Annotated in this window: 18 protein-coding genes and 1 pseudogene; 4 read left to right on the plus strand and 15 right to left on the minus strand. The window is 61.6% G+C overall.

The window, feature by feature from the left end; genetic code table 11:
- Positions 1-83: 83 nt before the first annotated feature.
- The 6 genes from FHT82_RS17680 to FHT82_RS17705 are packed head-to-tail and all read right to left on the minus strand — an operon-like array spanning position 84 to position 6694.
- Positions 84-1100 carry an ABC transporter ATP-binding protein gene (locus FHT82_RS17680; RefSeq protein WP_246698156.1) on the minus strand — a complete coding sequence of 339 codons (1017 nt, stop codon included), beginning with the start codon at positions 1098-1100 and terminating at the stop codon, positions 84-86.
- Positions 1097-2089: an ABC transporter ATP-binding protein gene (locus tag FHT82_RS17685; RefSeq protein ID WP_183733514.1), complete on the minus strand. Its 993-nt coding sequence runs from the start codon at positions 2087-2089 to the stop codon at positions 1097-1099. The genes FHT82_RS17680 and FHT82_RS17685 overlap by 4 nt, the downstream gene beginning before the upstream one ends.
- Positions 2086-2994: an ABC transporter permease gene (locus FHT82_RS17690; protein WP_183733517.1), complete on the minus strand. Its 909-nt coding sequence runs from the start codon at positions 2992-2994 to the stop codon at positions 2086-2088. Before FHT82_RS17690 ends, FHT82_RS17685 begins: the two co-directional genes overlap by 4 nt.
- Entirely contained in the window at positions 2994-3929 is a 936-nt protein-coding gene (locus FHT82_RS17695) for an ABC transporter permease (protein WP_183733520.1), read from the minus strand. The genes FHT82_RS17690 and FHT82_RS17695 overlap by 1 nt, the downstream gene beginning before the upstream one ends.
- 32 nt (positions 3930-3961) lie before the next feature.
- Positions 3962-5560: an ABC transporter substrate-binding protein gene (locus FHT82_RS17700; protein ID WP_183733523.1), complete on the minus strand. Its 1599-nt coding sequence runs from the start codon at positions 5558-5560 to the stop codon at positions 3962-3964.
- 27 nt (positions 5561-5587) lie between these two features.
- On the minus strand, positions 5588-6694 hold the full coding sequence (locus FHT82_RS17705) for a mandelate racemase/muconate lactonizing enzyme family protein (protein WP_183733526.1): 1107 nt from the start codon (positions 6692-6694) through the stop codon (positions 5588-5590).
- A gap of 345 nt (positions 6695-7039) precedes the next feature.
- Here FHT82_RS17705 and FHT82_RS17710 point away from each other — a divergent pair, with 345 nt between their 5' ends.
- On the plus strand, positions 7040-8107 hold the full coding sequence (locus FHT82_RS17710) for a LacI family DNA-binding transcriptional regulator (RefSeq protein WP_183733529.1): 1068 nt from the start codon (positions 7040-7042) through the stop codon (positions 8105-8107).
- Between the two features lie 18 nt (positions 8108-8125).
- Here FHT82_RS17710 and lpdA read toward each other — a convergent pair whose 3' ends face one another.
- From lpdA to FHT82_RS17745, 7 genes are read right to left on the minus strand one after another with little or no spacing between them, the layout of a single operon-like run.
- A complete protein-coding gene (gene lpdA, locus FHT82_RS17715; protein ID WP_183733532.1) occupies positions 8126-9523 on the minus strand; it encodes a dihydrolipoyl dehydrogenase in 1398 nt (465 codons plus the stop codon).
- Positions 9524-9526: 3 nt separating this feature from the next.
- Entirely contained in the window at positions 9527-10768 is a 1242-nt protein-coding gene (locus tag FHT82_RS17720) for a dihydrolipoamide acetyltransferase family protein (RefSeq protein ID WP_183733535.1), read from the minus strand.
- Between the two features lie 3 nt (positions 10769-10771).
- Positions 10772-11785, minus strand: coding sequence for an alpha-ketoacid dehydrogenase subunit beta (locus FHT82_RS17725; RefSeq protein WP_183733538.1), 1014 nt, complete (start codon positions 11783-11785; stop codon positions 10772-10774).
- Position 11786: 1 nt separating this feature from the next.
- Positions 11787-13019, minus strand: a complete 1233-nt coding sequence (locus tag FHT82_RS17730) for a 3-methyl-2-oxobutanoate dehydrogenase (2-methylpropanoyl-transferring) subunit alpha (RefSeq protein ID WP_183733541.1) — start codon at positions 13017-13019, stop codon at positions 11787-11789.
- Between the two features lie 59 nt (positions 13020-13078).
- Complete coding sequence (locus tag FHT82_RS17735; protein WP_183733543.1) at positions 13079-14206, minus strand: acyl-CoA dehydrogenase family protein; 1128 nt, start codon at positions 14204-14206, stop codon at positions 13079-13081.
- A gap of 16 nt (positions 14207-14222) precedes the next feature.
- Complete coding sequence (locus FHT82_RS17740; RefSeq protein WP_183733546.1) at positions 14223-15410, minus strand: acetyl-CoA C-acyltransferase; 1188 nt, start codon at positions 15408-15410, stop codon at positions 14223-14225.
- A 23-nt stretch (positions 15411-15433) separates the two neighbouring features.
- Positions 15434-16201, minus strand: coding sequence for a 3-hydroxyacyl-CoA dehydrogenase (locus FHT82_RS17745; RefSeq protein ID WP_183733549.1), 768 nt, complete (start codon positions 16199-16201; stop codon positions 15434-15436).
- A gap of 146 nt (positions 16202-16347) precedes the next feature.
- Here FHT82_RS17745 and FHT82_RS17750 point away from each other — a divergent pair, with 146 nt between their 5' ends.
- Complete coding sequence (locus tag FHT82_RS17750) at positions 16348-17364, plus strand: AraC family transcriptional regulator (protein WP_183733552.1); 1017 nt, start codon at positions 16348-16350, stop codon at positions 17362-17364.
- Here the strand turns inward: FHT82_RS17750 and FHT82_RS30400 are convergent.
- Positions 17356-17774 (minus strand): annotated as a pseudogene (locus FHT82_RS30400) (hypothetical protein). The gene FHT82_RS17750 and the pseudogene FHT82_RS30400 sit on opposite strands and share 9 nt — an antisense overlap.
- Positions 17764-18024: a type II toxin-antitoxin system Phd/YefM family antitoxin gene (locus FHT82_RS17755; protein ID WP_183733555.1), complete on the minus strand. Its 261-nt coding sequence runs from the start codon at positions 18022-18024 to the stop codon at positions 17764-17766. Before FHT82_RS17755 ends, FHT82_RS30400 begins: the two are co-directional and overlap by 11 nt.
- A gap of 158 nt (positions 18025-18182) precedes the next feature.
- Between FHT82_RS17755 and FHT82_RS17760 the strand changes: the two genes are divergently transcribed.
- Positions 18183-19328, plus strand: a complete 1146-nt coding sequence (locus tag FHT82_RS17760; RefSeq protein WP_183733558.1) for an isovaleryl-CoA dehydrogenase — start codon at positions 18183-18185, stop codon at positions 19326-19328.
- Positions 19325-20935, plus strand: a complete 1611-nt coding sequence (locus tag FHT82_RS17765) for a carboxyl transferase domain-containing protein (RefSeq protein WP_183733561.1) — start codon at positions 19325-19327, stop codon at positions 20933-20935. Before FHT82_RS17760 ends, FHT82_RS17765 begins: the two co-directional genes overlap by 4 nt.
- Positions 20936-20939 lie beyond the last annotated feature (4 nt).

Here is a 20939-nt window from a genome sequence, read left to right on the forward strand (position 1 = left end):
CGATACGCTGCGGCATAGACCTGCCGGTCGAGGGAGCAAACGAAGATTCACCGGCGGGCCTGGTGCACTGAAGGCCGATAGTTTTACCCTGCCTGCGTCAGCGGATTGGGCGTGGCGAAATGGCAGGCCGAGAACTGGTTCGGCGAGACCTCGCGAAGCGCCGGCCGATCGACCTTGCAGATGTCCTTTGCAATCGGACAGCGGGTGTGGAAGCTGCAGCCCGGCGGGACGCGTGATGGACTCGGCACGTCGCCCTGCAGCACGATGCGGTTCGCCTTGCGATCCGGATCGGGCTCGGGAGCAGCCGACAGCAGCGCCTGCGTATAGGGATGCTGCGGCAGGGCATAGACGGATTTCTTCGGTCCGATCTCGACGATCCTGCCGAGATACATCACCGCGACACGGTCTGCGATATGCCGCACGACCGCGAGATCGTGGGCAATGAAGAGGTAGGAGAATTTTCGCTCGGCCTGTAAATCCTGCAGCAGATTGACGATCTGCGCCTGCACGGACACATCGAGCGCCGAGACCGGTTCGTCGGCGACGATGAATTGCGGGTTGACCGAGATGGCGCGGGCAATGCCGATGCGCTGCCGCTGGCCGCCGGAAAACTGACGCGGATAACGATCCATGAAGCTCGGCGACAGGCCAACCTGCACCAGCAGCTCCGCCACGCGCTCGCGCCGTTCTCTCGAAGATTTCGCCAGCCCAAAGACTTCGAGCGGTTCGGAAATGATCTGCGCGATCGAACGGCGCGGGCTGAGCGAGCCGTAAGGGTCCTGGAAGACCATCTGCATTCTGGCGCGCATCATACGCATCTCGGCAGCGCCGAGGGCGGTGATATCACGCCCCTCGAACAGCACCTCGCCATCGGTCGGCTGGATCAGCCGCAACAGAAGACGGCCGAGTGTGGACTTGCCGCAGCCGGATTCACCGACAAGCGCCAGCGTCTCGCCCGGTTTGACGGAAAAGGATGCGCCATCCACGGCGCGCACACTGCCGGAAGAGGAGCTTCCAAACGACAGTCTGCCCGCATCGGAAAAGGTCTTGCCAAGGTCTTTGACGGTCAACAGGTCGTCGACGCTGCTCATCTCTATCATGCTGTTGCTCCGGCGGTGACCCAGCAGGCCGCCTTGTGGCGTTCTGAAACGGTGAACATGGGCGGCATCTCGGCCGCACACTTGTCGATCCGGTCGCTGCAGCGGGCATAAAAGGGACAGCCCTGCTTGACCGTGCCGGCGAGCGGCACGGAACCGGGGATCTGATAGAGACGCGAGCGTTCGTCATCGAGACGCGGAATGGATTGCAGCAGGCCGCGCGTGTAGGGGTGGCTTGGATTCCTGAAGATCGAGCGGACATCGGCGTCCTCGACCACTCGCCCCGCATACATGACAATGACCCGATCGCAGACTTCAGCGATCACCCCAAGATCGTGCGAAATCAGCAGCACGGCCGTGTTCAGCGTCTTTCGCACCCTCGCCATCAGGTCAAGCACCTGCGCCTGGATGGTGACGTCGAGTGCGGTCGTCGGCTCATCGGCAATCAGAAGTTTCGGATTGCAGGCGACCGCCATGGCGATCATCACGCGCTGGCGCATCCCACCCGAAAACTGGTGCGGATAGGCATCGAGACGTCCCTTCGGATTAGGGATGCCGACGAGCTCCAGGAGTTCGATGATACGGGCGCGGCGCTCTCCGCGGCTCATCTTCTCATGCAGCATGATCGCTTCGCCGATCTGATCGCCGATCGTCATGACCGGGTTCAGCGAACTCATCGGCTCCTGAAAGATCATCGCGATATCGCGGCCGCGGATTTCGGGCAGCTTCGTCTTCGGCAGATCGAGAAGATTGACGCCTTCGAGCTCGATGCGCCCTTGGGCGATACGGCCAGGCGGGTTGGGGATCAACCCCATGATCGCCAGCGATGTGATCGACTTGCCCGAGCCGGACTCGCCGACGATGCCGACCGAACCACCGGCTTCGATCTCGAAGGATACGCCGTTCACCACACGGATCGGCGAATCCTTCGGGCCGAACTCGACGGCGATATTATCGACCTTGAGCAATGGAGACTGCGTTTTTGACGTCATTGGTTCGTCTCCGGGTCCAGCATGTCGCGCACCGCATCGCCGATCAGGTTGAAGGACAGCACCACGCAGGTGATGGCGAAACCGGCGGCAATGATTGGCCAGGGCGATCCGAAGAGATTGTTGAGACCATCGCGGATGATATTGCCCCAGCTCGGATTGGGAGCGCGGGTGCCGATGCCGAGAAAGCTCAGCGAGGCTTCCAGACGAATGGCGGAGGCGACCCAGAGCGTCATCAACACGACGATTGGTGCCGCAATGTTCGGAATGACGTGCCGGAAGATGATGACGGGCGTGCGCACGCCTACGGCAATGGCCGCCTCCACATAGGGTTCCTGCTTAACCGACAGGGTCGAGGCGCGGGCCACACGGGCAAAACCGGGAATGAAGGCGACGGTGATGACGGCAATGATGTTCCAGAAGGCGCCACCGAGCACGGCTGCGATGATGATCGCGAGCAGGAGCTCAGGAAAAGCAAGCAACAGATCGATGAGGCGGCTGATGATACGATCAACCAGCCCGCCGAAATAGCCGGCGGTCACGCCGAGCGCGGTGCCGAGCAGCGCGGCCAGCGCAGGCGAGATCAGGCCGAAGAGCAGCGAATTGCGCGAACCGTGGATCATGCGCGAGAGGACATCGCGCCCGAACTGGTCCGTACCCAACCAGTGCGCGGCCGATGGAGCCTTGTTGATTGAGAGGATGCTTTGGGCCAGCGGATCATAAGGCGCAAGCATCGGCGCAAAGACCGCAATCACGAAGAAGACGAGCGCGATCGCCAGCGCAAAGAGGGTCGATGGTCGTCGCAGCAGGGTTCGGGACAGAAGCGACAACAGGCCTGGCGCAGGTGCCAGCAAGGGCTGTTCTGCAACCTGCAAAGGTGATCCCGACGTTTGAGTGATGGTGCTCATTATTTCACCCCGATGCGAGGATCGATGACGATATAGAGAAGATCCATCACCAGATTGATGAGGAGGACGAGAAGCGCGAAGACAACGACGCCGCCCTGGATGATGCCGTAATCACGCTCATTGATCGCCTGTATGAGGAGGCGTCCGAGACCAGGCCTGTTGAAGACCAGCTCAACGGCAACCGAGCCAGACAGCGTGGCAAGCAGACTGAGACCCATGCCGGTCGAGAGCGGCAACAGCGCATTGCGCAGACCGTGGCGATAGATGACGCGAGGTTCGCGAGCACCCTTGGCGCGGGCGGTGCGGACATAATCCTTGCCAAGTGTTTCCAGAAGCGCCGTCCGCGTCAACCGGCCGATGAAAGCGGCCTTGACGAGTGCGAGCGTCAGCGCCGGAAGGGCGATATGATACATGCGGTCCATGAAACCATCGCCACCACCATTGATCGGGAACCAGCCGAGGTTCAGCGCAAAGCCGATCAGCAACAGTGCGCCGAGATAGAAATCCGGAATGGCATAACCGAGCAGGGCAAAGACGCGCATGCCGGAATCCGGCAGCCGGTCGCGGTGGGTTGCGGCCAGCACGCCGAAGGGCACACCCGCACCAACGCCGATGATCATCGCCGCAACGGTGAGTTCGATCGTGTAGGGAAGATTGGCGGCGATCAGGTTCAGCACCGGCTCGCCGTTCATATAGGACTGGCCAAAATCGAGGCTGAGCACGCCGATCAAAAAGTTGATGTATTGCTGCCAGAGCGGCACATCGAGCCCCATCTTGTGGCGGAAGGCTGCCAGTTGCTCCGGGAGAGCCATGTCTCCCAGAGCCGCAATCGCCGGATCGCCAGGCAGGATACGTATCGCGATGAACACGAGCGTGAGCACCAGCCAGATTGTCGGAATGGCATCCGCCAGCCGGAGGAGAAAATATCTAGCCATGGTCATTCACTCGTATTCATCACGACCTGTGATCAGGCCTTCTTGGTGGCGTGATGGAAGCGCCAGCGCGCATAGCCGCTCTGTACCTTGTAGCCGAGGTCAAGGCGTGCGTTGCGGGCGACTGTGAAGGAGAGCGTCGACATGCCAATCAGCGGCAGATCACGCAGGACCTGAAGTTCGATCTGCCTGCAATAGTCGACATAGGCCTTGTAATCGGTCGCCTGCAGCGCCTTGGCAAGCAGGTCGTCGATACCGGGCATGGCTACGCCGTAGTGGCTGTAATTGATGCCGCCCGTTCCGTCCGGCTTGACTTCCGCTTTCGTCGAAAGCTGCTGAACGTAAAGCTGGGTCGGGATCGGCGGATAGCTGGACGAATGCAGGGCGAGCGTATTCTTGTCGTGCTGATTGTCAGCGTGATAGGCGGTGTGATCGCCGATGTGCAGGTTCATGCGCATGCCGACAGCACGCAGTTGCTCCTGCACGATCAGCATGATCGACGCATAGTCCTCGCGCTGGCTGACATTGCTGTCGAAGTCGAAACCATCGGGGAAGCCGGCTTCGACGAGCAGAGCCTTGGCCTTGTCAGGATCGTAATTGTACTGAAGCTCCGGCGGCAGCTCTTCGGTCTTGAAACCGCCCGGGAAGGATTCCGGCTGAAGGTCGGCGGTAAAGCCCCCCATCGGCTTCATGGCCTCGGCAACCGCATGGCGATCGACAGCATACACAATCGCTTGACGCACCTTGATATTGTCGAAGGGCTTGCGTTTGAGGTTGATATGCAGCGTGTTGAACGAACCCGGCGACGTCATGTCGAACTGCAGGGTCGAGTCACGCTGCAACATGGAGTCGACCCAGCCCGGTGCGCGGACGGCCTCGATCATATCGACATCACCTGCCAGCAGCGCCAGCGTGCGCGCCGTCGTGTCGGCGATGTAGACGGATTCGACCTTGGCGACCTTCGCTTTCTCGCCCCAGTAAGTTTCATGACGCTTAAGCGCCGTGCCCCACTTGCTGTCGAAACGCGTAAGTTCGTAGGGACCGGTGCCAACCGCATCGGTCTTGAACTTCTCCGCACCCATCTGGTCGACAGCTTTCTTGGAGACGATCGCGGTATTGTTGAGGAAGATCGACGTGCCCAGGAGGTTCACGTCGGAATTCTTCAGCGTGACGACGACCTCATAGGGGCCGGTAGCGACGACATCGGCGATATTCGACAGGATCGGCTTGTTCGTGCCGTCGGCCATGGCGCGCTTGAAAGAGAAGACGACGTCTTCCGACGTCATTTCGCCAAAACCCTTGTGGAACTGCACGCCCTGGCGCAGCTTGAAAGTCCAGGTCTTGGCATCGGATGAGGCAAACCATTCGGTTGCAAGCGTCGGGCGATACTGATCTGGCGTGGTGGCGAAGGTGCCGTCATCCGGGCGCACGAGCTGTTCGTACATCTGCTCGGTCGCCCAATTGTCGCCGCCCTGCGTCGTGTAGTTCGGATCGCTGGTGCGCGGGCCGTTGGCGGCAATGCCGATGCGGATCGTATCGGGATCGCTCGCCGCACGGGCGAGAGCGGGGCGGAGCATACTCATCGCAGCTGTGGCTGCGCTCAATTCCAGAAATTGGCGTCTTCTCAGGTTCATGTCATTTCCTCCCATGTGTCAGAATATTCAGCTTCGCCGCTTGTCGAGTTCAGCATCGTTGACGATCAGGCCGAGGCCCGGGCCGGACGGCACCTTGAACTTGCCGTCTTCCGGAATCGGCGGATTGGCGAAGCCGACATGCATGCGTGTCGACGGATCGGAGAATTCGGCGGGCTTGGTGTTGTGCATCAGCGTTGCCAGCACATGCAGGTTCGCCACGTGGGCGATGGTCGGCTGCGTCTGGTGCGGAACGAGCTCGACGCCGTGGGCAAAGCAGATCGACGCGCACTGCATGAGACCGGTAATGCCGCCCATCTTGACGATGTCAGGCTGTACCATGCGCACGCCCGCATTGATCATGTCGACGACGGCCTGGGTCGTATAGGACTGTTCGGCGGCCGACACGGTGATGTCGAGGCGCTGGGCGACCTCGCCCATGGCGCGCACGTTATAGTGCTGGACCGGCTCTTCGAACCAGACATAACCGAGCTCTTCGAGCGCGCGGCCGACGCGGATGGCGCCGCCGACGGAATATTGGTTGTTGGCGTCGAAAGCGAGCGGGAAATCGTCGCCCACCAGCTTGCGCACGGCCTTGGCCTTGGCGATGTCGCCCGGAATGTCATAGTCCTGACGCGTACGGTCGCCGTCCCAGCGGATTTTGATAGCGGCCGGCTTTTCGGTCTTCCAGCGCTGCTCGACCAGGCGAACAGTTTCATCGACGGTGCGGCCGGCATTGTTGCCGATCGAGGCATAGAAAGGCAGTTCCGTGCACCAGGCGCCGCCGAGCAGCTTGTAGACGGGCTGATTGAAATACTTGCCCTTGATATCCCAAAGAGCGATATCGAGGGCGGCAAGCGCGCCGGTAACGGCGCCTTCCGGACCGAGCTTCACATATTTATGCAGCAAACGGTCGTAGAGGACCGCCTGGTCGAGCGCATCGGCGCCGATGAGCGAGGCTGCGAAATCTCGGACGACGCCGAGCGAGTGCTCGCCGCCCATCATCGGCGAGGCTTCGCCATGGCCGACGATACCGTCTTCGGTCGTCACGCGCACGAAGGCTGTGCGGCGACCCGGCGGCTCGTTGGGCTCCCACTTCACCTGAAAAGCTTCGACGGACTTGATGATCGTACCCACTGGCATTCCCTCGGAGAACGCGCCTTTTTCAGCGCCGATATTGTCGTTGATGGGAGCATCAACTAATTTGCATCCGTATGCAACATGGCGATTGGCTTGAAATCGGAACAGGTTTTATGTCAGAATCTGCAAAAATACCGGTTCCGGATATCCAACATAAGAAAGCCAGAGTATTCCTTATTTCTTGGGATGTTTTGACGCTGCAACGCACGCATCCATCTCTTTTCGAAGTCGAAAAGCTATCGAAATAAGAATTTTCAGCCATGCGTAGGAAGCGGTTGAAATTATTGCATCCGAATGCAAAAAGGATGGAAAGATAAGGACTGGCAACCGGGGAAATGGATCATGCGCAAACAGGGATTACCGTCCTTGCAGGGGGAGCCGTCCGGTGAAGCGCTGAGCCGCAAGCCGATGACGGCTCGTGAATTGGCGCGTATGCTCGGCGTAAGCCAGTCGGCCGTCTCGCGCGCATTTACCCCGGGCGCGAGCATCGCGGCGGATCTGCGTGAGCGGATCCTGAAATATGCGGCTGAAGTTGACTATCAGCCGAACGCGATCGCCAGCATGCTGTCGAAGAGCCGGACGAACATCATCGGCATCGTCGTCTCCGATATGCAGAACCCCTTCTATCCGGGTCTCATCGAGAAACTCTCCCGGTCGCTGCAGCGCATCGGCCTGCAGAGCCTTCTCTTCAACATCACCAAGGGCTCCAACCTCGAGGAGCAGCTCTCGGCGCTACGCCGCTATAACGTGGACGCCGTCATCGTCATTTCTGCTACCATCCTCTCGGGTTCTACATTGAGCTGGGCAACGGAAGGCCGTCCCGCCATCCTGATCAACCGCGTCATCGAAGATACCAACCTCAGCTGTGTCGCCTGCAACAATGCCGAGGGCGCCCGGGCGCTGGCCGATCATTTCTATCAGCAGGGCGCTCGCAGGGTCGCCTACGTCGCCGGCCTCAGCCACACGACCACCAACCGCGAACGCCAGAACGGTTTCGTCACGCGGATTGCGGAGCTTGGCATGACGCTGAGCGCCCAGATCGAAGGACAGGAATACAGCTATTATGCCGGCCGCAAGGCCGCACTCGAAATCGCGGCCAAGAAGAGCACCGACGCGATTTTCTTTGCCAACGACATCCTGGCAATCGGCGGCATCGATGCGCTGCGGGAAGAAGCCGGCTGCCGCGTTCCTGACGACATCTTCGTTGCGGGTTTCGATGACATTCCGATGGCCGGCTGGCCGCATTACAACCTCACCACCTTTCGCCAGCCGGTCGACGAAATTGTCCGGGTCGTCGTTGAAATGATCGAGGGAGATACGTCGGCGCTGCTGCGGGCAGCGACGATCATCCGCTTGTCGGGAGAACTCGTCGCAAGACGCTCGACCGGCGCAGAGCCAAAGGCGCAGTAAGACAGTTTGCACCCAAGCTCACATATGCAGCGCGTTCCCCAAGGCTTTGAGTGCGGCTTCCATCACCGCCTCGCTGCGGGTTGGATGAGCATGGATCGTGCCGGCGATATCTTCCAGCCGGGCACCCATTTCGATGGCGAGCGCAAAGGCGGCCGAAAGTTCCGAGACACCAGCGCCCACCGCCTGCAGGCCGAGCACGAGATTGGTATCTGCCCTTGCCACCACCCGCACGAACCCCTCCTCCGAAAGCATGGTCATCGCCCGCCCATTGGCGCTGAAGGGAAACTGGCCAGTCCTGATATCATAGCCCTGGGCGCGCGCTTCCGCCGGTGACAGGCCGGCGCTGACGATCTCCGGATCTGTGAAACAAATCGCCGGGATGCAGTGCTTGTCCCAGGCGCGTTTCCTGCCCGCAACGATTTCCGCGACCATCTCCCCTTGGGCCATGGCCCGATGCGCCAGCATCGGCTCGCCGGTGACATCGCCGATGGCATAGATGCCGCGCATGGAGGTGCGGCAACGATCGTCGATCCTGAGATAGGGGCCGGCGCGATCGAGGTCGAGCTCTTCGAGGCCCGAGCCCGCCGTTCTCGGACGGCGGCCGACCGTCACGAGAATACGGTCCGCGGCAAGTGCCTGCTGCCGACCGTCGGGCGTTTCTATGACAAGTCCTTCGCCGGTATCGGACAGGCCGATTGCCTTGGCACCGGTCAGCACGCGAATGCCCCGCTCGGTCAATTTGCGCATGACAGGCCGCACCAAGTCCGCGTCATATAACGGCAGCACCTGCTGCGTGGCTTCGACCACCGTTACCTGAGATCCCATCTTCGCAAAGGCTGTCCCGAGCTCCAGCCCGATATAGCCGCCGCCGACGACGACGAGATTTCTCGGCAATTCCCCCAATGACAGCGCCTCTGTCGAGGAGATGACGCGGCCGCCGAAAGGCAGGTTCGGGAGTTCCACCGGATCGGAGCCTGTCGCAATCACCACGGTCTCGGCGCGGATGATCTGCTGGCCGGTTTCTGTTTCGACCTCCACCGTCTTGCCGTCCCGGAAGTGCGCGCGACCGTGCACGATCTTGACCCGTGCCCTCTGTAAGAGACCGGAGACACCACTGGTCAGCCGGCCGACAATGCCATCCTTCCAGGCGACTGTCCGGGCGAGGTCGATGGAGGCGCCCTCGACACGGATACCCATCGGGTTCTTGCCCGCCAGCATGCTTTGCGCAGCATCGAATTCCTCTGCCGCATGAATAAGCGCCTTGGAGGGAATGCAGCCGACCGTCAGGCAGGTGCCGCCGGGCTTGCCGGCCTCGACGATGACGGTATCGATACCAAGCTGGCCGGCACGGATGGCGCAGACATAACCACCGGGGCCGGCGCCGATGACGAGGAGCTTGCAGACAATCTCTTTCATGGCTCAGCCTTCGATGAAAATGAGCGCCGGCGTTTCGAGCAGCGTGCGAATACGCTGCACGAAGGTTGCCGCATCCCAGCCGTCGATGATGCGGTGATCGAAGCTGGAGGAAAGGTTCATCATCTTGCGCGGCACGAATTGCGTGCCGTCCCAGACCGGCCGCGTGGCAATCTTGTTGACGCCGATAATCGCCACTTCCGGATGATTGATGACGGGTGTCGAGACGATGCCGCCGAGCGCGCCGAGCGAGCTGATGGTGATCGTCGAGCCTGACAGTTCGTCGCGTGTCGCTGTGCCGGAGCGCGCAGCCTCTGCCAGCCGGTTCATTTCGATAGCACAATCGAAGATGCCACGCGCTTCGGCATGGTGCACGACGGGCACGGTCAGGCCCGCCGGGGTCTGCGTCGCGATGCCGATATGCACGGCGCTGTAACGCGTGATAATGCCGGCATCGTCGTCGAAGGTGGCGTTGACATCGGGCTGTTCGGAGATCGCCTTGACCAGAGCCCGCATCAAGAAGGGCAGGACCGTCAGCTTGGGATGACCGGCCTTGCGGTCGGCATTCATGGTTGCGCGCAGTTCCTCGAGCGCCGTCATATCCACCTCCTCCACATAGGTGATGTGGGGAATGCGCGACGTCGAGAGCACCATCTTCTCTGCGATACGGCGGCGAAGGCCGGTCAGCTTGATCTCTTCGGTCGTCGTCTTCTTCGCCAGACCAGTTCGTGCCGAGACAGGCGCTGCACCCTGGTTCAGGAACTGTTCGACATCCTCACGCAGGATGCGGCCAGCCGGCCCGGTGCCCTGTACCTGCCGCAGATCCACGCCGCTCTCGCGCGCAAAGAGCCGTACGGACGGCGCGGCAAGCGGTTTTTCGGCAGGTGAGGATGGAGATGGGGTTGCGGGTGCGGGCGGCTTCGGAGCGGGTTTGGACGCCTCCACTTTCACCGGCTCGGCAAGCTGCGGCTGCGAGGGTGCTTCAAGCTTCGTTGCGCCGATCTCCCCCGATGTCTCGATGCGCACCAGCGGCGCCTTGACGGCAATGCGGTCGCCGATCTCTCCGGCAAGCCAGGTCACCCTACCGCTGACAGGCGACGGGATTTCCACCGTGGCCTTGTCGGTCATGACAGCTGCGATCACCATGTCCTCGCGCACCGGATCGCCCGTCTTCACATGCCATTCCACGAGCTCAGCCTCGGCGACGCCTTCGCCGACATCGGGCATCTTGATGGTGAATTCGCCCATGGCTCAGGCCTCCATGACTTCGGCGAGCGCCCGCCCGACGCGGCCGGGTCCAGGGAAATAATCCCATTCCTGCGCGTGCGGATAGGGCGTGTCCCAGCCGGCGACGCGCACGACCGGGGCTTCGAGCTGATAGAAGCAATGTTCCTGCACCAACGAAACGACCTCCGCGCCGAAACCGGAGGTCAGCGTGGCTTCGTGAACCACGACGCAGCGCCCGGTCTTGGTGACGGATTTGACGATCGTATCGAGATCAAGCGGAAGGAGGCTTCTGAGATCGATCACCTCGGCGTCGATGCCGACATCCTCGGCAGCGGCAAGCGCCACATGCACCATCGTGCCGTAAGCGACGACAGTCACGGCCGAGCCCGTGCGCCGCACCTCGGCCTTGCCGATCGGGATCGTATAGTGCCCCTCCGGCACTTCGCCGAGATCATGCTTCGACCATGGTGTCACCGGTCTTTCGTGGTGACCGTCGAAGGGTCCGTTATAGAGCCGCTTCGGCTCCAGGAACATGACGGGATCGGGATCCTCGATGGCTGATATCAGCAGGCCCTTGGCGTCGTAAGGATTGGAGGGCACGACCACTTTCAGGCCGCAGACATGGGTGAAAAGCGCTTCCGGGCTCTGGCTGTGCGTCTGGCCGCCAAAAATGCCGCCGCCGGTCGGCATGCGCACGACGATCGGGCAGGTGAAATCGCCGTTGGAGCGATAGCGGATACGCGCCGCTTCCTGGGTCAGCTGATCGTAAGCCGGATACATATAGTCGGCGAACTGGATCTCGACGCAGGGCTTCAGCCCATAGGCGGCCATGCCGATTGCCGTGCCGACGATACCGGATTCGCTGATCGGCGTGTCGAAACAGCGCGTCTTGCCGTATTTTGCCTGCAGGCCCTGCGTGCAGCGGAAAACGCCGCCGAAATAGCCGACATCCTCACCGAACACCACGACATTGTCGTCGCGCGCCATCGAGACGTCCATGGCGCTGCGCACGGCCTCGATCATCGTCATCCTGGCCATATCAGTACCCCGCCTTCTGCCGCTGACGACGAATGTGCGGCGGCATCTCGGCATAGACCCCCTCGAAGATATCGCGCACCGATGGCTTGCCGCCGTCATGCAGCGTGCCGTGCCCTTCGGCCTGACGTTGGGCCTCGATCACCTCATCCAGAATTTCCGCTTCGGCCTGAGTATGGCGCTCCTCCGACCAGACGCCCCTGACGATCAGGTGTTTCTTCAGCCGCAGGACGGGATCGCCGAGCGGCCAGGCTTCGGATTCCGTCTTCGGGCGATAGGCGCTCGGATCGTCGGACGTCGAATGGGCGCCGACGCGATAGGTGACATATTCGATCAGCGTCGAACCGAGATTGCGGCGTGCCCGCTCCGCCGCCCAGCGGGCGACAGCGTGAACAGCGAGATAGTCGTTGCCATCGACGCGCAGCGCCGGAATGCCGAAACCGAGACCACGGGCAGCAAAGGTGCCGGACCCGCCGCGGGCAATGCCCTGGAAGGTGGAGATCGCCCACTGATTGTTGACGATGTTGAGAATGACCGGTGCCTTGTAGGTAGAGGCGAAGACCAGCGCCGAATGGAAGTCCGATTCCGCCGTCGAACCGTCACCGATCCAGCCGGCTGCTATGCGGCTGTCGTTCTTGATCGCCGAGGCCATGGCCCAGCCGACCGCCTGCACATATTGCGTGGCGAGATTGCCCGAGATCGTGAAGAAGCCGTGTTCCTTGGAGGAATACATGATGGGCAGCTGCCGGCCGCGCAGCGGATCGCTCTCGTTCGAATAGATCTGGTTCATCATCTCGACCATCGGATAGTCGTCAGCGATGAGCAGGCCAGCCTGCCGGTAGGTCGGGAAGTTCATGTCGCCCTTCCGCAGTGCCTTGCGGAAGCCGCAGCTGACGGCCTCTTCGCCGAGATGCTGCATGTAGAAGGAGGTCTTGCCCTGGCGTTGCGCCATCAGCATGCGGGCATCGAAGGCGCGCAGCTTCATCATGTTGCGAAGCCCGGTCAGCAGTTCCTCGTCGGAGAGCGACCCTGCCCAGGGGCCAACGGCCTCGCCGTCGCGATTGAGCACACGGATGATCGAATAGGCAAGGTCGCGGATATCCTCGGATGCGACATCGACCTCCGGTCGGGGCACGGCACCGGCCTTTGCAATCTTGACGTTGGAAAAATCGGGTTGGCCGCCCGGACGGACGGCAGGTTCGGGGACATGCAGGCTCAAACGAGCAGATTCCACCATATGGTCTCCTTCCTCCCTTTATCGGCTCCGCCTCTCTCCTCCAGAAGCAGGCCTCGTTCTTATAAGTTGCGGGCAATCACCATGCGCTGCACGTCGCTTGTTCCCTCGTAGATCTGGCAGATACGGACGTCGCGATAGATGCGCTCCACCGGATAGTCGGCCATATAGCCATAACCGCCATGGATCTGGATCGCATCGGAGCAGACACGTTCGGCCATTTCGGAGGCAAAGAGCTTGGCCATCGAAGCCTCCGACAGACATGGCAATCCGGCCTCCCGGAGCCAGGCAGCATGGAAGACGAGTTGCCGGGCCGCCTCGATGCGCGTTGCCATATCGGCAAGCCGAAAGGCAACCGCTTGATGGTCGGCGATCGGTTTGCCGAAGGCGCTGCGTTCGCGGGCATAATCGCGTGCCGCCTCGAAGGCCGCCTTCGCCATGCCGACGGCCTGCGCCGCAATGCCGATCCGCCCGCCCTCAAGATTGGCAAGTGCGATCCGGTAGCCTTCCCCCTCCTCGCCGAGCCGAAGCTCGGCTGGAATACGCATGCCATTGAAGGCGATCTGGCAGGTATCGGAGGAATGCAGGCCAAGCTTTTCCTCGACCCGTATCACCTCGTAACCTGGCGTATCGGTCGGCACGATGAAGGCAGTGATGCCCTTCTTGCCGGCATCGGGATCGGTGACGGCAAAGACGATGATAACATGTCCGTTCTTGCCCGAAGTGATGAACTGCTTGGCGCCGTCGAGCACGTAGTGATCGCCGTCGCGTCGCGCCCGCGTCTTGAGGTTCGAGGCATCGGAGCCCGCCTGTGCCTCGGTCAGCGCAAAACCGCCAATCCACTCGCCGCTGGCAAGCTTCGGCAGGAAACGTTGGCGCTGCTCCTCATTGCCGAATTTCAGGATGGGCACGCAGCCGACCGAACTGTGCACACTCATGATGGTGGAGCAGGGACCGTCGCCGGCTGCTATTTCCTCGAGTGCCGCGGCATAGGCAATGACACCGGTATCAGATCCGCCATAAGCCTCGGGCACCAGCATGCCGAGAAGCCCGAGCTCACCCATTTCCTTCAGTTCTTCGCGGGGGAAGAGAGATTCCCGGTCGCGTTTTGCCGCTCCGGGCGCCAGGCGTTCCCGAGCGAAATCACGAGCCAGATCGCAGATTTGCTGCTGAAGTTCGGAAAGGATCATCTGTCCTCCCCTTTCCCTAATGCCGCTCGATCGCAACGGCGGTCGCCTCGCCACCGCCGATGCAAAGCGCCGCCATGCCCCGCTTCAGGTCATAACGCTCCAGCGCCGCCAATAACGTCACCAGAATGCGGGCGCCGGAAGCCCCGATCGGATGGCCGAGCGCACAGGCGCCGCCATGCACATTGACCTTGTCATGCGGTAGGTCGAGGTCGCGCATCGCCGCCATGGCAACGACGGCGAATGCCTCGTTGATCTCGAAGAGATCGACCTCGGAAAGCGGCAGGCCAGTGCGGTCAGAGAGTTTCTGCAGGGCGCCGATCGGCGCGGTGGCGAAGAGACTGGGTTCCTGCGAATGCGTGGCGTGACCGAGAATGGTGGCGAGCGGCTTCAGCCCGCGACGATCCGCCTCCGAACGACGCATCAGCACGAGCGCGGCTGCTCCATCAGAGATCGAACTCGAATTGGCGGCCGTGACCGTACCGCCGTCGCGGAACGCCGGCTTCAGGGTCGGGATCTTATCAGGCCTCGCCTTGCCCGGCTGTTCGTCGCGACTTGCCACCTGCTCGCCCTTGCCGGATTTCATCGTCACGGGCACGATTTCTCTGTCAAAATAGCCTTCGGCAATCGCCTTCTGCGCCCGCGTCAGCGAGGTCACCGCATAGGCGTCCTGCGCCTCGCGCGTAAACTGATAGGCTTCGGCGCAATCCTCTGCGAAGCTGCCCATCAAGCGCCCCTTGTCATAAGCATCCTCCAGCCCGTCGAGGAACATATGATCCACGACCCGCCCGTGGCCGAGCCTGTAACCGGCACGGGCACGATCAAGGAGATAGGGCGCATTCGTCATGCTTTCCATACCGCCTGCGATCGCCACTGAAGCGCTGCCGGCAGCGATCAGATCATGCGCCATCATGACCGCCTTCATGCCGGAACCGCACATCTTGTTGACGGTGCTGGCGCCTGTCGCAAAGGGCAGTCCGGCATGGATCGCAGCCTGGCGGGCCGGCGCCTGCCCCTGGCCGGCCGGCAATACACAACCGAAGACCACTTCCTCGACTGCATCGGCCGCAACGCCGCTGCGCTGAAGTGCTGCACGGATTGCCGTCGCGCCAAGCTCAGGGGCCGAGGCATCTCTAAGTTCGCCCTGGAAACTGCCGATCGGTGTACGAGCCACGCCTACGATGACGATGGGATCCTGCAAGGCCATTTGTCCTCCTTCGGGCCAGACGCTCAGCGCGCGCCCATGCGCAATGCCCCATCGAGGCGGATGACCTCGCCGTTCAGCATGCTGTTTTCCAGGATATGGCGCACCAGCGCGGCAAACTCCGCCGGATGCCCGAGACGCGGCGGGAAAGGCACGCTCTTTCCAAGCGCTTCCCGCACCTCCGCCGGCATGCCTGCCATCATCGGTGTTTCGAAAATGCCGGGCGCAATCGACACGGTACGAATGCCGTGACGCGCAAGCTCGCGGGCGATCGGCAGCGTCATTGCCGCAACACCGCCCTTGGAGGCCGCATAGGCAGCCTGACCGATCTGCCCGTCGAAAGCAGCGGCCGAAGCCGTATTGATGATCACGCCGCGCTCACCTTCCGCATCCGGCTCAGCATTCTGGATGGCAGCGGCGGCAAGCCGGATCATGTTGAAGGTGCCGATGAGATTGATGGTAATGGTGCGGGCAAAACTTTCCAGCCGATGCGGGCCGTCACGGCCGATCACCTTTTCGGCGGGCGCCACACCGGCACAATTGATAAGCCCGCGAAGCATGCCGAATGCATCCATTGCAGCGGCGATTACCGCAGCACCATCCTGATCATCGGTCACGTCAGCCCGGACGAAGCGCGCATCCTGCCCGAGCCTGCGGGCGGTCGCCTCGCCTGTATCCACGTTGAGATCGGCGATCGTCACACGCCCACCGGCTTCGATGAGCATGCGTGCTGTTGCTGCTCCGAGCCCGGAGCCGCCGCCGGTGACGATGAAACTTGCGCCGCTGATCTGCACGGATCGTTCCTCCCTGCCCGGCAGATATCTCCTCCAGAGCCCGCCGAAACCCGATTCTATTCCTTCGGCCTATTGCAAGCGATGACGCAACTGCTCCATTATTTCGGCCAGTTTTGCCATTTTCAATTTGTCATGATGGAGCGGCTATGGCTGAAATCGAGCGACGTATGATCGCATCAGGGTTTGTCGAGGAAGCTCTCGACAGCCTGCGCCGGCTTGGCAAACCGGTGGCGCCTCTTCTGGCCAAGCTCGGGCTCCCACCGGTAATCGATCAGCCGGTGTCGGCCGAGACCTATGGCGCGTTGTGGCTGGCTATTGCCGCAGAACTCGACGACGAATTCTTCGGCATGGGCGCCCGGCCGATGCGCAGCGGCAGCTTCACGCTGCTCTGCCATTGTGTGCTGCATGCACCGACTCTCGGCCACGCCTTGCGGCGGGCCTTGCGCTTCCTCGATGTCGTTCTGGACGATCCGCGCGGTACGCTCGTCATCAGTGACGGGCTCGCACAGATCGAACTTCGGGACGCCGGCGAGCCGCGTTCGGCCTTTGCCTATCGCACCTATTGGATCATCCTGCATGGCATTATCTGCTGGCTGGTCGGACGTCGCATCCCGATCCGCCTCGTCGATTTCCGTTGCCCGGAACCAAGCCAGGGCGCTGATTACCGGCTTTTCTTTGGCGCGCCGGTGCGCTTCTCGCAACCGATCAGTCGGCTCGGCTTCGACAGCTCTCTGCTCGATCTGCCGATTTCGCGCAGCGAACAGGCCTTGAAGCAATTCCTGCGGGGCGCTCCAGCCAATATTCTCGTGCGCTATCGCTACGATGCCGGCATCGCCGCCGCTGTCCGCCGCCGCCTCTCCCAGACCTCGCCAGCCGCTTGGTCGAGCTTTCACATACTCGCAGCCGACATGCGCATGCCGTCCTCGACGCTGCGGCACCGCCTGCATGACGAGGGCCAGAGCTATGCCGGCATCAAGGACGACATCCGCCGTGATCTCGCCGTCGACATGTTGATGAACACGTCGAAGACCATCGGCGAGATTGCCGTACAGCTTGGCTACTCCGAACCCAGCGCCTTCTTCCGGGCCTTCCGGAAATGGATGGGCAAGAGTCCCGAGGCATTTCGCAAGGAAGAAACAGGCAATCAGGACCTATCAATCTAGTCGGCTGACGCGGACCGATACACTTCGAGTTTTGACGAACAGGGCAGCAATCTGCATCACAAAGGATTTGCTGAAACGGCCAAGGAACTCCTGATCAGGTTCAAGATACCAGGAGCGCTCAGCAATATCGTAATTATATTCGTCAACGACGATCCAGCTCTGCTGAGGTCATCGAGACCGGCCCGCCGCCGCTCGATATCGGGAATTTCCAATGCGATCCGGCCTGCCTGCGGCGGCTGCGTCGTAATCGCCAGAAGGAGGATGTGTGTGTTTCCATCTGCCGCATTGCGGATCGCGATAACGACACAGACTGGCCGCTGTTTCCGTCCCTCGGTCTCGCCGCGCTCTTGCTGCCATGCCCAAAGATAGGGATAACTTATCACTTCCCCAGGACGAAACTCACGGCCCATCGTCATAACCTTCGCCGCGCGCCAGCTGCTCGATGGCCTCGCCGAATAACTCGACATGTTCATCCGGCATCTTCGAGACAAGATGGACTTGGCGTGGATCGCGACCGGTGCGCATTCGCTCATAGTACTCATAACTCATTAGTACGAAACGAGGCTTATTGTGGCGCGTTAGGATGACCGGTTCGCGGCTCGCAGCATCGGTGACATCGCCAACCTGCTTGTTGAGATCACCCGTCGTGAACTGTCGCATGTAAATAACCTCCTGACTTTATTTCCCTATATTCCATATTTTCCATATTTTCAAGAAATCGACGCTGGTAACGCTCGCTGAAAGACCGGAACTCTCATCATCAAGAGAGCTTTGAACCGGCCGCAACCCGCGCTACATATTTTAGCGGGAGGAGTGCCATGTTTGATTTTTCGCTCGGCGAAACCGCGGACGCGATCCGCGAAACGACGGCACGATTTGCCGCCGACACCATTGCTCCGCTGGCCGCGGAGATCGACGAAAGCAACACATTTCCACGCCAGCTCTGGCCGCAAATGGGCGCGCTTGGCCTGCACGGCATTACCGTGGAGGAGGAGTTCGGCGGTACAGGTCTCGGCTATCTCGAACATGTCGTCGCCATGGAGGAAATCTCGCGTGCGTCGGCCTCAGTTGGCCTGAGCTATGGCGCCCATTCCAATCTCTGTGTCAACCAGATCCGCCGCTGGGCAACGCCTGAGCAGAAGCACCGCTATCTGCCGAAGCTGATTTCCGGCGAGCATGTCGGCTCGCTTGCCATGTCCGAAGCCGGCTCCGGCTCGGATGTCGTGTCCATGCGGCTCAAGGCCGAGCGCAAGGGAGATCGTTACGTCCTCAACGGCACGAAATTCTGGATCACCAATGCGCCGCATGCCGATGTGCTCGTCGTCTATGCCAAGACCGATCCAACGGCCGGGCCGAAAGGCATTTCGGCCTTCATCATCGAAAAAGGCATGCCCGGCTTCAGCGTTTCGAAGAAGCTCTCCAAGCTCGGCATGCGCGGCAGCGACACGGCCGAGCTGGTTTTTCAAGATTGCGAGGTGCCGGCCGAAGCGCTGATGGGCCGGGAAGGCCAGGGCGTGAAAATCCTGATGTCGGGCCTCGACTATGAGCGCGCAGTGCTTGCCGCCGGCCCGCTCGGCATCATGCAGGCCTGTCTCGACGTGGTGCTGCCCTATGTGCGGGAGCGCAAACAGTTCGGCAAGGCGATCGGCGACTTCCAGCTGATGCAAGGCAAGATCGCCGACATGTATGTCGCCCTGAATTCGGCGCGTGCCTATGTCTATTCCGTGGCGCGGGCCTGCGACGCCGGCCGCACGACGCGCTCGGATGCGGCAGCCGCCATTCTCTTTGCCAGCGAGAATGCCGTGAAAGTGTCTCTGGAGGCGATCCAGGCGCTTGGCGGCGCGGGATATACCAGGGAATGGCCAGTCGAGCGCTTCCTGCGCGACGCCAAGCTCTACGATATCGGCGCCGGCACCAACGAGATCCGCCGCTACCTGATCGGCCGGGAGCTCATCGCATCATGACGGTGATTTCCTCTGCCATCGATCGCGACAGCGAAACCTTCAAGGCCAATGCAAGCAAGAACGGAAGCCTGATCGACGAACTCTATGAGCGTTCGGCGAAGACCCGCGAGGGCGGGCCGAAGACGGCGCGCGATCGCCACACCGGCAAGGGCAAGCTCCTGCCGCGCGACCGCATTCAGCTGCTGCTCGACGCCGGTAGCCCGTTTCTGGAAATCGGCACGCTGGCGGCGAACGGCATGTATGGCGACGAGGCGCCGGGGGCCGGCATCATCACCGGCATCGGCCGCGTTTGCGGCCGCGAGGTGATGATCGTTGCCAATGACGCCACGGTGAAAGGCGGCGCCTATTTTCCTCTCACTGTGAAAAAGCATCTGCGGGCGCAAGAGATCGCCATGCAGAACCGCTTGCCCTGCATCTATCTGGTTGACAGTGGCGGCGCCAATCTTCCGCATCAGGCCGAGGTCTTTCCCGACCGCGATCATTTCGGAGCGATCTTCTACAATCAGGCGCAGATGTCGGCCGAAGGCATTCCGCAGATCGCCTGCGTCATGGGGAGCTGCACGGCCGGCGGCGCCTATGTGCCTGCCATGTCCGACGAGACGGTCATCGTGCGCAATCAGGGCACGATCTTTCTTGCCGGTCCGCCTCTGGTGAAGGCTGCGACCGGCGAGATCATTTCCGCCGAAGAACTCGGCGGCGCCGAAACCCATGGCCGCCGCTCCGGCGTCGTCGATCACGTTGCCGAAAACGACGAGCATGCGCTGCTTCTCGTGCGCGATATCGTCGCCAGCCTCAACAGCGTGAAATCAGTCGATATCGACATTCAGGCGCCGCGCCCGCCGAAACTCGATCCGGAAGATCTTGGTGGTATCATCCCAGAGGACGTTCGTTCACCCTATGATGTGCGCGAGGTCATCGGCCGCATCATCGACGGTTCGGAACTGCATGAGTTCAAGCCGCTCTATGGCACGACGCTGGTCTGCGGCTTCGCCCGCATCTGGGGCATGCCGGTCGCCATCATCGCCAACAATGGCGTGCTCTTTTCCGAGAGCGCGCTGAAGGGCGCGCATTTCATCGAGCTCGCCTGCCAGCGCCGCGTGCCGTTGCTGTTCCTGCAAAACATCTCCGGCTTCATGGTCGGCGGCCGTTATGAGGCCGGCGGCATCGCCAAGGACGGGGCGAAGCTGGTCACTGCGGTTGCGACTGCCACCGTACCCAAGGTCACCGTCATCATTGGCGGCAGTTTCGGTGCCGGCAATTACGGCATGTGCGGCCGCGCCTATCGGCCGCGCTTCCTCTTCACTTGGCCGAACAGCCGCATCAGCGTCATGGGCGGCGAACAGGCGGCCTCCGTGCTCGCGACCATCCGCCGTGACGCGATGGAAGCACGCGGCGAAAGCTGGCCCGCGGCAGAAGAGGAAGCCTTCAAGGTGCCGATCCGGGCTGGTTATGAGGCAGAGGGCAATCCCTATTATGCCACCGCCCGCCTGTGGGACGACGGCATCATCGATCCGCGCCAGACACGCGATGTGCTGGGCCTTGCCTTTTCCGCCTGCCTGAATGCGCCGATCCCGAAAGGGTCGCGCTTCGGTCTCTTCCGGATGTGAGGTG

The sequence above is a fragment of the Rhizobium sp. BK275 genome (assembly GCF_014193555.1).
Lineage (GTDB): Bacteria > Pseudomonadota > Alphaproteobacteria > Rhizobiales > Rhizobiaceae > Rhizobium.